The following is a 12,818-nucleotide window of genomic DNA, read 5'->3' on the forward strand; positions in this document are numbered from 1 at the left end:
CGTGTCGTCCGTTGTTGGATTTAACGTAAGTCTACACTTACGGTAAGTCAAGGCTAACGCTCTGTTCCAAATGAAACGGCGCGGCTCCGATCGAAGCCGCGCCGTTCAAATCGTCTTGCCGCAAGTGCAGGCGCTTACGCCGCCGTCACGCGCCAGATCACGTTGCCGACGTCGTCGGCCACCAGCAGCGAGCCGTCGGGGCCGAGCGCGACGCCCACCGGGCGGCCGTACGACACCTTCTCGTCGGGCGCGAGGAAGCCCGAAAGGATGTCGCGCGGCGGCCCCGCGGGACGGCCGTCCGCGAACGGCACGAACACCACCTTGTAGCCTGACAGCGTCGAGCGATTCCACGAGCCGTGCTGGCCGATCACCATGCCGTCGGGAAAACCCGGCAGCGTGCCCTGCGGCATCCAGCACAGGCCGAGCGAGGCGGTGTGGCCGCCGAGCGCGTAGTCCGGCTGGATCGCCTTGGCGACCATCGCCGGATCCTGTGGCACGCGATCGTCGACCGTCTTGCCCCAGTAGCAATAAGGCCAGCCGTAGAAGCCGCCGTCGCGTACCGAGGTCAGATAGTCCGGCGGCGTCTCGTCACCGAGGCCGTCGCGCTCATTGACGACGGTCCACAGCACATTGGTGCTCGGCTCCCACGCGATGCCCACCGGATTGCGCAGGCCGCCGGCGAAGATGCGGCTGGTGCCACCTGCGAGATCGAGCTCGTAGATCGCGGCGCGGCCTTCCTCGACCGCAAAACCGTTCTCGGCGATGTTGCTGAGCGAACCGACGCCGGCATAAAGCTTCTTGCCGTCGGCGCTCGGCAGCAGGCTGCGCGTCCAGTGCCCGTCGGGCTTGAAGCTGACGAGCTTGCGTCCCGGCGCGGTGATGCGATCGGCGCCCGCAGTGTAGGGAAAAGCCACGACGCCGTCGGTGTTGCCGACATAGAAGGTGTCGCCGACCAGCGCCATGCCGAACGGCTGGCTCAATCCTTCCATGAAGGCGCCGCGACTTTCGGCGACGCCGTCGCCGTCACGGTCGCGCAGCAGCGTGATGCGATTGGCGCTGACGCCGAGCGCCGCGGCGCGCCGCATCGTCGCCTGCATCGCGTAGTGGAAGACGCTGCGCGGCTTTCCTGCGATCTGCGTCGCCTCCGCGATCAGCACATCGCCATTGGGCAGCACATTGATCCAGCGCGGATGATCGAGCCCGGCGGCAAAGGCGTTGACCTTGAGCCCGGGCGCGGCGACCGGCTTCTGGTCGTTGTCCCAGCCCAGCGCCGTCGGCATCTTGAGCGTCGGGATCGCGCCCTGGGGTTTGGCCTGCGGGATCTCTGGCGCGCTACCCCAGGCGGGCGCGGGCTGCGCGCCCTGCATCCGCCGCCACGCCAGGGCGCCGGCCCCGATCGCCGCGACGACGCGGGCAAAAACTCCAGACGTGCTCATGAAACTTCCCCTGTAATTGCGCAGTGTTAGCGCGCCTTGTCATTCCCTTGCCGACCGGCCGCGGCCCGCAGCAGCATTCGCATAATGCCGGCCCTGATGACAGTAGTTATACGATCTTCGCAGCCGCGCACGAATCGGGGAGACTGGCTGCACGCTCCCTTGTCAGGGCGCTTTCCTCCCTGAGACCTTGCCCGCCGCAGTGGCGGGCTTCCTTTTACGAACCGCCCCGGCTTTTCGAGGCGCCGCTCGCGCATCCGCCGTTATAGCCATAGAAGCATAACGGGCCGGCGACGGATGCATCCTGCCGGGCAGAGCCCGGCAGTGCCCTCCCGGAACACAAGCCCCTTCACAAGAACCTGACCCCACGCTCGCGCAGATTTGCCCTTGCGAGATGCATGGCAGATCAGGAACGCCGCTCCATGGCGGTCGTTGGTCGGGACACCAGCAAGGAGAGTGTGAATGCAACGAAAGACCAAGATATTGTCCCTCGCCGCGGCGTCCCTGATCGCAACAACGGCAGGCGCGTTCGCACAAGGCTACTATCCTTATGGGAACCCTGGTCCGAGATATTACGGCGGCCCCCGCTATCAGGCCGTGCAGCCTGACGTGATGTACTCTCCAGCGGAGCCGGGCTGGTACGGTTCGTTCAACGGCACCAACCACCCGACGCCGAGCTCGACCCAGGGTGACGTGGGTCCTGAAGGGAACAACAACGGTACGCTGACCGGCGTCTACAGGCGCTGGTAGCCACGCAAAATTTAAGGTCCGTCGCTCACTTGAGCGACGGACCTTTTTGCTGTTCCACGTTCCACGTATGCAAAACGTGGGAACGTGAGGTTCGACTTTCCTGCTGAGGTGTTACTTCACCATCGCGCCGTAGACGATGTCCTGCACATTCTCGCGATAATATTTGCGCAGCTCGCCCGGCGCTGCGGTTCCCACAACGACGACAAGGCGCTCCTTCGGATCGCAGAAGAACTGGGTGCCATAAGCGCCGTTCCAGGTGAACTCGCCGGGATTGCCCGGCACCGACGACAGCCCCTCGCTGGTCCGCACCGCGACCGACAGCCCGAAACCGAATCCGCCGCGATGCGGTTCGACCGCCGCGACGTTGTTCTTGATCTCGGGCCCGAGATGGTTCGACGTCATGTGATGCACCGTCTTGGGGCTGAGGATGCGCATGCCGTCGAGCTCGCCGCCATTGAGCAGCATCTGCCCGAAGCGCAGATAGTCGCCGACGGTCGCGAACGAGCAGCCGCCGCCGCAATCGAACCTGGTCGGCGTATCGAGCAGCTTGATGGCTTGCGGCTTGCCCGTGAGCGGATCGTTGGGGAACGGACGCGCCAGCCGCGCGCGCTGCGCCTCGGCCGGGTGGAACGTCGCATCCTTCATGCCGAGCGGCTTCCAAACATTGGCCGCGAGATATTCGCCAAGCCGCTGGCCTGAGACCTTCTCGACCACGGCGCCGAGCACGTCGATCGAGAAGCCGTACTCGAACTCGGTGCCGGGCTGATGCACCAGAGGCAGCTGGGTGATGCGGTCGATGAAGGCCTGGGTATCGCCCTCGACCGCCGGCGCGGTGCCGTCGGGATAGAGCCGCGCCAGTGCGCTCGAGCTGTCGGGCCGGCCGCCATACATCAGGCCGGAGGTGTGGCGATAGAGATCGTGGATGAAGATCGGCTGCGCCTGCGGCTCCATCTTCAGCGAGCCGTCGGCCTGCTGCACGCCGACCTTCATGTCGGCGAACGCCGGATAGAACTCGGCGACTTTGGCCTGCAGCGGCAGCTTGCCCTGCTCCATCAGCGTCAGTCCTGCAACCGCCGCCATCGGCTTGGTCATCGACGCCAGCGCGAACACCGCATCGATCGGCATCGGCGTGCCCCTCACCGGATCGAGCTGACCATACGCCTTGTAATGCACGAGCTTGCCGTCGCGCGCGATCGCCACCACGGCGCCGGGCACGCGCTTGGCCGCGATCTCGCGCGCGAAGAAGTCGTCGAGCCGCACCAGCCCCCGCTCCGAGAAACCGGCCTGGTGCGCCGACGTTTCCGGAAGCGGCGCGGCGTGGGCGATGCTGACAGCAAGGCTAGTGGCGGCGGCAGCCGCGGCAATAACGGTTTTTCTCATTGTTTCCTCACCGGGGACCGCGGGCGATTTGTTATGGCGTTCGTTGCCCGCAGCTCGCAGGATTAGATCACGCCGGCAAGGGCGACAAGACTTCGCGGCGCGCGGCCGCGTCACGCCGGTGCATGCCTTGCTGCGCGAAGAACGGCTCGACCTCGAGCTCGAACGTCTTCAGTGCCGCGCCGATCGCCTGGTGCATGTCGAGATATTTGTAGGAGCCGAGCCGGCCGCCGAAAATGACATTCGGCCGCGACGCCGTCATGGCGTGATAGGAGGCGAGCATGGCGCGGTCGGCGGCGGTGTTGATCGGATAATACGGCTCGTCGCTCCGGCCCGCGAAGCGGGAATATTCGCGATAGATCGTCGTCCGGCCTTGCGCATGCGCGCGCTCCGGATGCAGATGCCTGAACTCGTGGACGCGGGTGTACGGCACCTCGGCGTCGGCATAGTTGATGACCGCGGCGCCCTGGTAGTCGGCGACGTCGTGCACCTCGCGCGCGAAGTCGACGGTGCGCCAGCCGAGATGGCCGCAGGCATAGCCGAAGAAGCGGTCGATCGGACCGGTATAGACCACGAGCTGCCGCGGATTGATGCGGTCGGCGACGTCGAAATAGTCGACGCCGAGGTGGCCCGCGATCCTGGGATGATCGAGCATCCGGCGAAAGATCGCGATGTAGCCGTCTGCCGGCATGCCCTCATAGCGATCGGCGAAGTAGCGATCGTCGAACGTGAAGCGGACCGGCAGGCGGCCGATGATGTCGGCCGAAAGCTCACGCGGATCGGTCTGCCACTGCTTCTGCGTATAGCCGCGGATCAAGAGATCGTAGAGCGTGCGGCCGACCGAGGCGATTGCCTTGTCCTCGAGATTGCCGATCCCCGCGGCGCCGTGCGCGGCCGCCTCCGCCGCGATCACGACGCGGGCCTCGTCCGGCGTCATGGCGCGCCCGAACGCCGCGCACACGGTCGCAAGGTTGATCGGCATCGAATAGACGCGGCCCTTCGCCACCGTGAAGACGCGGTGACGGTAGCCGGTGAACTCGGTGAAGCGGTGCAGATAGCGCCAGACGGTCTCGGAATTGGTGTGGAAGATATGCGTGCCGTAGCGATGCACCTCGACGCCGCTGTCGGGGTCGAGCTCCGAATAGGCGTTGCCGCCGATATGCGGACGGCGGTCGAGCACGCAGACGGAGCGGCCGAGCCTGCTCGCCACCTGCTCGGCGATCACAGCGCCGAAGAAGCCCGCCCCCACCACGACGACGTCGAAGCCATCAAGCTGCATGCGCTCTCGCCCTCATGTCGGATCGCGACGGCGCCCGACGCAGCTTCAACGTGACGACACGGCCGTTTCCGGCGAAATAAATCCGCCCATCAGGATAATTCCGAGCCCGGAACGGCCGGCTCGGCCGTTCAACTGACAGCAAGCAAGGCGACGGAAATGCCCGCGCGAGCAGCAACACCATCAAGCGCGGAGGTCCCATGTCCGTGATCTGCGTCCTGTACTCCAGCAACACCACCTATGATTCGCTGCGCGGCATCCTGGCGATGGCCGCCGCCGAGTTCGACCGGCTCGGGCACGAGGTCAGGATGCTCGATCTGCTGGCGCCGGATTTCTCGGCCCGGCTCAACGCCCTGCTGCCGCGGCGTGCCGAGACCATGGCGCTCGGCTTCTCCGGCATTGGGCTCGATATCCATACCAAGGACGGCAGGCTGTTCTGGGACGTCGCCCAGATTCCCGTCTTCACCTGGTTCTGCGATCATCCCTGCTATTTCGCCATGCGTCACGGGCTCGAGAGCCGCTACACCGCGCATGGCTACGTGTTTCCGGACCATGCCGCATTCAACCGCGATCATCTGGGGGCCAACGGCGCCGTGTTCGCGACTCATATGGGCATTCCCGATCCCGGCTTCTTCGGCGGCCTGCCGCCCGAGCAGCGCAACGGCCGGCTGATCTTCGCCAAGTCCGGCTGGAATCCGCTGGCGCTCGAGCGCGGCTGGCGCAAGATGATGCCGCCAAAGCTGTTCGCGCTGCTGTTCGACGTGATCGCCGAGGCGCGCGGCAAGACCTGCGGCGCATTTCCGAAGATCATCGTCGACGTCGCCGAGCAGCACCTGGTTTATCTGAAGCCCGGCGGCGACCTGTTCAACGTGATCCTGACCCGGCTCGACAACTACACACGAGGCGTGCGCACCCGCGAGGTGGGTGCGGTGCTCGCCGACTATCCGGTCGACTTCATCGGCGGCGGCTGGAGCGATCTCGACGTCAGCGGGCGTCCGGCCCGCGTGCTCGGCGCGATGACCTTCGATGCGATGCGCGAAGGCCTCGGGAGTTACCTCGCCGCGGTCTCGCTCAATCCCAATATCGACCTGTCGGTGCATGACCGGGTGTTCTTCGCGCTCGGCGCCGGCACCGTGCCGGTGTTCGACGCCAACCGCTTCTCGGCCGCGGAGATGCCGCATCTCGCCCGCTTCAGCTTCGGCCAGGACACGACCAGCATCGCCGCCGCCGTCGAGGCCGTGCTGGCCGATCCCTCAGCAGCGCAGGCGGCGGCCGCGACCACCTTGCGCGAGCTTTATCCGCGCTTCTCGATGCAGCGGTCGGTGCAGGACATCCACGAAATCACGATGTCGATCGCGGGCGCCGCCGGCGCCAGCTTGTTGCCGGCTGAACCGGTGCCGGCCGGCGTCTGGACGCTGAAGCAGGCGGCCTGATCGCGCGCCATTTCCGTGGCCGCGTCGCGCCCGCTACGCTACCATGCACCCGTCACCTCCGATCGGGACCAGCATGAATCGCCGCGCGTTTGTCTCGGGACTGGCCGTTGCCGCTGCGCTTGCAGGCTTCGCCGCGCCGGCTGCGGCCGACGGCAGGCGGGTGGCGCTGGTGATCGGCAACGGCGCCTACAAGAGCGTGCCCGGCGCTGTCCAATCCGCCGAATGATGCCGGCGATATCGCAGCCGCGCTGCAGCGCCTCGGCTTTGCCGTAACGCTCATCACCAATGCCGGCTTCGACGAGATGCGGCGCGGACTGATCGCCTTCGGTCGCAATGCCGCCAGCGCCGACATGGCGGCGGTGTACTTCGCCGGCCATGGCATGGAGATCAACGGCGACAACTGGCTGATCCCGGTCGATGCCGAGCTGAAGCGCGATACCGACGCCGCCAATGAAGCGATCAGCCTGCAAAGAGTGATGCTGCAGGTCGCCAACACCGCAAGCCTCGGCCTCGTCATCCTCGATGCTTGCCGCAACAATCCGTTCGCGGCGAAGATGAGCCGCTCGCTCGCCACCCGCGCCGCCGCTGGCAGCGGACTCGGCCGCATCGAGCCGGTCGGCAATATGCTGGTCGCCTATGCCGCACGCGACGGCACCATTGCGCTCGACGGCGACGGCCGCAACAGCCCGTTCGCCGCGGCGCTGCTCCACAACATCGAGACGCCGGGCGTCGAGGTCACCTTCATGTTCCGCAACGTCCGGGACGATGTGATGGAGGCGACGCGCAACGCGCAGCAGCCGTTTGTGTACGGCTCGCTGTCACGCAAGGCGATCTATCTCGCGGCCGCGCCGCCGGCCGACGCCGCCGCCACGAAACAGGCGAACGCTGCGCCGGCAGCCGCCGCATTGTCAGCGCCATCGGCGACAGCAGCCGGCGCGATCGATCCCGCGCTGGTCGGCACCTGGGAGATCATGGTGCCGGGTGGCCGCGGCCAGTCGCGCTGGATCTGGAAGATCATGGCCGACGGCACCTATCAATTCCACGCCGAGCCCTCCCGCGCCGCGCGTCCGCACGAAGGCGCCGTCAGCTTCGCCTACGGCCGCTGGACGCTGCATGCGCTGAGAGGACTGAGGAACTACAGCGACGGCGGCTCCTACGAGATCCGCGACGCCATTGCCGTGATCACCGGCAAGCTCGGCACCGGCTATTGGAAACGCAGTGTGGAGTGAGTGGGCGCGGCGCGACGGTGCAGCCGCAAGCCTCACTCCTTTCATAAATCCAGTTCACCCGTAGCCGGATAGACCACCGTGCCGTCGCCCTGGACGACGGCGCCTTCGGTAAGACGGGCGGGCTCGAGGCGCCCCTCCCCCATGATGTGGAGGACGGTCTCGCCGGACGCGATGAGGTAGTCGGCGACGATGCGGCGGTGGCAGCGCCACCACACGGCTTCCGAGCACATCATCGCACAGCGTTGCCGGCGCCCCTCGTCGCGCAGATGCTGGAGCGCCGCATGAAACTGCGGCGACAGCGCATAGTCGGCGTAGTTGTGAAAACTCTCGTTGCTCCAGAACCCGTTGACGGACGGCGCCACGCTTCGCGCCTTGCCGCGGAGCCCGCCGAGATCGGCCAGATGCTCATACGAGATGCCCGCGGCCTTAAGCGGCTTGGGCAGCGTATCCTTGTTGAACTGCGGATTGGTTCGCGACCGCGGCACCGTTCGGATGTCAACGATACGCTCGATCGTGGCCGCGCCGAGGAGAGCGATGAAATCCTCGAGGCTGCGGGTGGAATGACCGATCGTGAAGAACGGAAGCGCCACGTCTTTGCTAGGCATGATGCAGCGCGCTGCCCTTGTGGGCCGCGACATGATCGGTCTTGTCGCTCTTGATCTCGTACTGCGGATCGGCCTCCGAGGCGCGGTGGGTGTGCCCCTTGTAGTCGAAATCGCTGATGTGGACCGCGATGATGGTGCCCGAGACGCGGCCGGCCTCGGAATTCCAGCTGACGTGATCGCCGACCTTGAATTTCCTGGCCATCGTTGCAGGCTCCTTCAGACGCGAAATTGATCGTACGATACGCCGCCAATCGACGGCACGGGACTAAAAAAGCCCGCCGGAGCAAACGAGCTCACAGCCGGCCAAGTTCCTGCCTCGCGTTGCGGGTTCAAGCGCAAATTGATGGTCTGGTTGCGGCATCCCGGAAGCTTGCCGCCGCCGTCCGGAATTCGATAGCGGGATTGATCGACGAAGCGATACCGGCAACGGATGCAGCAAGTTACAAGTTATATGGCTCAACGCGCAAGCCTGACAGAAAGCTCGGTCAGATTCCCTCGTCACTTACGTGGATCCGCGGAATCAAGTTGCTGCCCTGCTCAGATCTTCTCCTTTGAGGGCCGCCGCAGATCCAATGCCGACATTGGTCACGATTGCCCTCGCCTGCAACATCGACATGCTCAGAGGACGAATGCGATCGACCGAGCAATATCTGACAATGCCGACCAACGGCGTCGGCGCCTGCGGGACGAAGACAGCCACCCAGTCGTTCTCGAGTGTCTCGAGGAGATATCCGAGCTGCCAGCCACCCTCGACGTTCACCAGCACTGGCTTGAACTCATCGCTGGCGCCTTCGGCCTGAGCAAGGCCTTGAGCCATACTCTTCACCATCTGGTACTGCGGAAGGCTGCCAAGAAATGATTTTTCGACCCACGCGCTAATCCGAGAGCCGGCTTTGGTTCGCGCGACGATGCCGGCGAGGAACGACACCAGGATCAATAAAGCCACTGCCACGACTGTAACAATTCCAATGCCTGCGACCTTTCCGATCTGGTCGAAATGAAGGGCATGAGACACCGGAAGCGCGGCCTTCACCGCCAGACGCATCGCGTGGCTGAGAATCGCCAGTACAAGAGCGACGGGCAGGAGAAACAGTGCGCCTCCGATTAAAGTCGTTTTCAAAAACTCCTTCATTGCCACGGCCTCTCCATTTGCACACGCCGTTTGAAACCGGGCCTTTCGCCAACAGCCGAAAGAACTCGCCCGGATCTACAAGAACGGCCATGGCCACCGGGCGTCAACAGACCGCCCACGTCGCCACAACCATCGCGTCCCGATGCGGATCATTGCGATGCTTGGCGAGTGAACGGGCAGTGCAGCGAGACATCCCGGTCTCGCCACACCGGTTGCCTCGGGGAGCCGCCGATCATTTTTCGTTCTTGAAGAGAACGTCGATGGCCTGGATCACCTTGAGTTCCGGGTGGGCCTTGCAATACACAATGACTTCGTGCTCGCCGGATTTGGTCCGCGTAATATGGGCAAAATGCTTCTTCGCGAGGCCGTTGTACCAGCCACTGTACCAAATCGCGAGAAAGTCGGCGTCCTCCTGATAAGTGTTGGCGAGTTGCGCGCAGGTCAAAGCCTGAACATCAATGAACCCTTTCGAGTCCATGTAGGTCGAGAGCGGGACCTGGGCATGAACAGAAGCAATCGAGATGACGAGCGCGCCAAGGCTGAGCCCAATCTGGTTCACGATGGATTTGCGTTTCACGATCTAGTCTCCTCTTGATTTTGGTTCGCCACCCAAGCCAGCGAACACTTTGAACAAACCGATCATTTCTGCGATGGGTCGGCCGTTGCGCTCGCCGGAGCGGGGGAACGAAGCGACTCATAGGAGATGTAGTACTTGTAGATCTTGCCGACGTACTGAACCGTCTCCTGCCCGACGATCGCAGCCGCGCCGTTCTCGACATTGTCGAACCAGACGGTCGAGTCGAAGCCGTGCTTGCTCGCATAGTCCCGGAAACGCTTCAGGTTTCCCGGGCCTGCATTATACGCCGCCAGGGCCATGAACACGCGCTCGCGCGGATCGGTGACCGAAGCGTCGACATAGGTATCCGCCAGGTAGCGCAGGTATTTGGAGCCGGCGTGGATATTGGTGTCGGCACTGGCCGCGACGCCGGTGATCTCGATCGGCTTCCCCTTCGCGGTACTGGGCTTGATCTGCATGATGCCGGTGGCGCCGGAGGCATTGTGGCAGGCCTGGTCGAGCTCTGACTCCTGATAGCCCTGTGCAGCGAGCAGGACGGGGTCGATGGAGTATTGCACCCCGTACTTTTCGAAAGATCCGCGCAGCGCCTTGAACTTCTCCGCCTCGGCGTGCGCGAGGGCGTTCTTCAGCGGCTTCGCCGTCTTGAAATAGCGTGCACGCAGGTCGTTGCCGAATTCAGTTCCGATTTTGTGAGTACTGACGAATTCAGCGAGCTCCTTCCTGAGCGCTGGACTGTCCTTGCGGATCGCCCAGGCGATGTCGCCGCCTTCGTTGATCGCAATATCGTCGCGCACCGTCAGCCCGTTCAGGAGGCCCGCCCACGCCTGCGCCTTGAAGCGGTCGACGACGGCCCAGGGCAACAGGCCGGTGCTCACCATCTCCAGCAAGTCCTCGTCCTCGAGGGTCTTGTCGGCTGGCCTGACGACGATGCGTTCCAGCCCCTTGGCTGCCCGGTCCGCATTGAGCGCGTTCAGGTGCTCGAAATAGCTGCTGGCTTCCCGGACGAAAATCGTCTTTCCACCGAGCTCGTTCAGCGAGCCGATGCTCGGCGCCGCAGATCCCGTCACGAGCACTTCGCGAACGCCGGATGCCCAAGGATCAGCGAAGTCAACCAACTTGCTCCGATCCGGCGTGACCGTGAGCAGGCCGGCGGCGATATCGCCCTTTCCGGCGATCAAGTCACCCAGCAGTCTGTCGCGCCTGGTGGGGACGAAGCCGACATAGATCCTCTGCTTCTTCTTGCCGTACCGCTTGTTCAGCCAGCTTTCGAACTCGGCGCCGAGCTCGGCTTCGAAGCCGAGTGTCTCGCCCTTGTCGATGAAGAACGATGTCCTGTCGGTCGGCACGAGGATGCGCACGAGTTTGCGCTTCAGCATGCCATCGAAGTCGCCCTCCCAGACCTTCAGGGACGGCAGCGCCAGAACCTGTGGATCGGCCCTGGCGGATTTTTCTGCCACGACGACGGCGGCGGCGGTTGCGAAGGCCATGGCGAACATCCTGGAACTTGCGCAGGTCGATGAAAAATTCATGATCCAACCCAATCATTTGAAACGTGCCGCTGAAATCTGCCTGGACGTTACCTTTCTTCGTGGAAGCTGTATTGTAATTTTGCCGCAACCTGGGCTAGCAGATGTCGACGCGCGAGCCCAGGCGCGCTGATCAGCGCCGCCGGCCACCGCCATGGAAACCGCCCCCTCCCCGGAAGCCACCACCTCCGCGGAAACCGCCCACGCGGCCGCCTCCGTGGAAGCCGCCGGCCCGCATGCCGCCGCGGATCGCGGCCGGCCGGCCGCCTGCGTGAACACGTCCGCTGACGCGCGAGCGCGTGACGCTCCTGTGCGAGACCGCAGCGCGATTACCCGCGCGCGTATGGGCGCGGGTGACGTTACGGCTGCTGGCCCGGCGGGATACGCTTGCACCGCGATTGCCGGCGCGTTGCGAGACCGCGGTCCTGGCCCGGCCGGCACCCGCATTCGAGATCCTGCCGCCGGGACCACCGGTGCGATTGCGCAGCGCCTCGCGCGCGGCGGGGGTATTGCCACTGCCGAACCGCCTCGCCACGCCGGCATCGCGATAGGCGACACCGCCGCGATGCGCCGGATTGTGGGCCCAATTGGTGTTTCTGATGTTGGTGCGGTTGAACTGGTTATATCGGTTGACGTTGACGTAGACGTTGCGGCCCCACCAGTTGCAGCCGCCCCAGATCGCAGCGCCGACGGCCACGCTGGCGGTGAAGCCGATCACGCCCGCGGCGACATAGCCTGGCGGAGACCAATAGAACGGCTGGTAGTCGGGATAATCCCAGGCCCCGTAGACGACACCGGGATCGTAGACCGGGACGTAATACTGGTCGGGATCGACCGGCTCGATCGAGATCGCCTGCTGCATGCCGGAGGGCGCGGTCACACCGGCAGGAGGCGCGCTCTTTATCACCTTTTGCTGCGGCGTCGACTTGAGATTGCCCGCGGCCTCCGCGCGCTGGCGCAAGGTCTGCACGGCGCTCATCACGTCCTGCTCCTGCGCGAGGAAGGCATCGCCAAGCTGCTGGGTCCAGTCGAGCTTGTCGTTCATCATCTGAAGAACCTGCGGCACCGCCGCGAGGGCCTTGACGCTCGGATCCCACGACTGCTTCTGCATGGCGTCTTCGAGCGCCTTGCCGGTGACGGTCTTGTTGTCTTGCGACCAGCGCGCCGCCTCGACGACTTCCAACGGATAGGTCGATGCCATCAGGATCTGCGACAGCAGCGCGTCCGGGTAGAGCGCGATCGGCGCGACCAGTTGCTCGATCTGTCCGTTCGGAAGCTTGGTGGCTGTCGGGGCCGGCGCCGGCGCGGCAGCCTGGTCCTGGGCCGGCTTCTGGTCCGCGGGTGTCTGCGCGTATGCCGGGCCTCCGAGCATCAAGCCAACCGCCAGCGCCGCGTTCGCAATGGTGAGCCGGCGCAATCCTGGAAGAAGTCGTGTCATGATGCCTCCTCGTTCTTCGTCTCGCTTGCATCACCGGCGGCG

General features: G+C 64.7%; 14 protein-coding genes. 5 read left to right on the forward strand and 9 right to left on the reverse strand.

Features of this window, described 5'->3' with window-relative positions:
* Positions 1–134: 134 nt before the first annotated feature.
* Complete coding sequence (locus ACVMDN_RS33345) at positions 135–1,436, reverse strand: PQQ-dependent sugar dehydrogenase (RefSeq protein ID WP_076827321.1); 1,302 nt, start codon at positions 1,434–1,436, stop codon at positions 135–137.
* Positions 1,437–1,895: 459 nt separating this feature from the next.
* Between ACVMDN_RS33345 and ACVMDN_RS33350 the strand changes: the two genes are divergently transcribed.
* Entirely contained in the window at positions 1,896–2,183 is a 288-nt protein-coding gene (locus ACVMDN_RS33350) for a hypothetical protein (protein WP_075969423.1), read from the forward strand.
* A 111-nt stretch (positions 2,184–2,294) separates the two neighbouring features.
* On the opposite strand, the gene ACVMDN_RS33355 is transcribed toward ACVMDN_RS33350, so the two are convergent.
* Positions 2,295–3,563 (reverse strand): serine hydrolase domain-containing protein, encoded by a 1,269-nt coding sequence (locus tag ACVMDN_RS33355; RefSeq protein ID WP_076827317.1) that lies wholly within the window; start codon positions 3,561–3,563, stop codon positions 2,295–2,297.
* 67 nt (positions 3,564–3,630) lie between these two features.
* Positions 3,631–4,839: a UDP-galactopyranose mutase gene (gene glf / locus ACVMDN_RS33360; RefSeq protein WP_076827315.1), complete on the reverse strand. Its 1,209-nt coding sequence runs from the start codon at positions 4,837–4,839 to the stop codon at positions 3,631–3,633.
* Between the two features lie 197 nt (positions 4,840–5,036).
* Here glf and ACVMDN_RS33365 point away from each other — a divergent pair, with 197 nt between their 5' ends.
* The 3 genes from ACVMDN_RS33365 to ACVMDN_RS33375 all read left to right on the forward strand — a co-directional run bounded on the left by ACVMDN_RS33365 (position 5,037) and on the right by ACVMDN_RS33375 (position 7,498).
* Positions 5,037–6,269 (forward strand): hypothetical protein, encoded by a 1,233-nt coding sequence (locus ACVMDN_RS33365; RefSeq protein ID WP_076827313.1) that lies wholly within the window; start codon positions 5,037–5,039, stop codon positions 6,267–6,269.
* A 73-nt stretch (positions 6,270–6,342) separates the two neighbouring features.
* Positions 6,343–6,495 (forward strand): hypothetical protein, encoded by a 153-nt coding sequence (locus ACVMDN_RS33370; RefSeq protein WP_456843666.1) that lies wholly within the window; start codon positions 6,343–6,345, stop codon positions 6,493–6,495.
* Positions 6,496–6,517: 22 nt separating this feature from the next.
* A complete protein-coding gene (locus ACVMDN_RS33375) occupies positions 6,518–7,498 on the forward strand; it encodes a caspase family protein (RefSeq protein WP_456843694.1) in 981 nt (326 codons plus the stop codon).
* Between the two features lie 41 nt (positions 7,499–7,539).
* Here ACVMDN_RS33375 and ACVMDN_RS33380 read toward each other — a convergent pair whose 3' ends face one another.
* The 5 genes from ACVMDN_RS33380 to ACVMDN_RS33400 form a co-directional block, all read right to left on the reverse strand.
* Positions 7,540–8,103 carry a DUF488 domain-containing protein gene (locus tag ACVMDN_RS33380; protein ID WP_076827309.1) on the reverse strand — a complete coding sequence of 188 codons (564 nt, stop codon included), beginning with the start codon at positions 8,101–8,103 and terminating at the stop codon, positions 7,540–7,542.
* Complete coding sequence (locus ACVMDN_RS33385) at positions 8,096–8,305, reverse strand: hypervirulence associated TUDOR domain-containing protein (RefSeq protein ID WP_057017689.1); 210 nt, start codon at positions 8,303–8,305, stop codon at positions 8,096–8,098. The genes ACVMDN_RS33380 and ACVMDN_RS33385 overlap by 8 nt, the downstream gene beginning before the upstream one ends.
* Before the next feature lie 318 nt (positions 8,306–8,623).
* Entirely contained in the window at positions 8,624–9,235 is a 612-nt protein-coding gene (locus ACVMDN_RS33390; RefSeq protein WP_076827307.1) for a DUF502 domain-containing protein, read from the reverse strand.
* Positions 9,236–9,467: 232 nt separating this feature from the next.
* The gene (locus ACVMDN_RS33395; protein WP_283805964.1) at positions 9,468–9,785 is read right to left on the reverse strand and encodes an HdeA/HdeB family chaperone; all 318 of its coding nucleotides are present in this window, start codon (positions 9,783–9,785) and stop codon (positions 9,468–9,470) included.
* Between the two features lie 89 nt (positions 9,786–9,874).
* Positions 9,875–11,299: an MltF family protein gene (locus tag ACVMDN_RS33400; RefSeq protein ID WP_310885540.1), complete on the reverse strand. Its 1,425-nt coding sequence runs from the start codon at positions 11,297–11,299 to the stop codon at positions 9,875–9,877.
* Between ACVMDN_RS33400 and ACVMDN_RS33405 the strand changes: the two genes are divergently transcribed.
* Positions 11,298–11,471: a hypothetical protein gene (locus tag ACVMDN_RS33405; protein ID WP_168857739.1), complete on the forward strand. Its 174-nt coding sequence runs from the start codon at positions 11,298–11,300 to the stop codon at positions 11,469–11,471. The genes ACVMDN_RS33400 and ACVMDN_RS33405 overlap by 2 nt on opposite strands.
* Here ACVMDN_RS33405 and ACVMDN_RS33410 read toward each other — a convergent pair whose 3' ends face one another.
* On the reverse strand, positions 11,472–12,776 hold the full coding sequence (locus ACVMDN_RS33410; protein ID WP_233475662.1) for a DUF3300 domain-containing protein: 1,305 nt from the start codon (positions 12,774–12,776) through the stop codon (positions 11,472–11,474). It abuts the gene before it with no gap.
* Positions 12,777–12,818: the final 42 nt, after the last annotated feature.

It is taken from the genome of Bradyrhizobium sp. USDA 4510 (assembly GCF_054059095.1).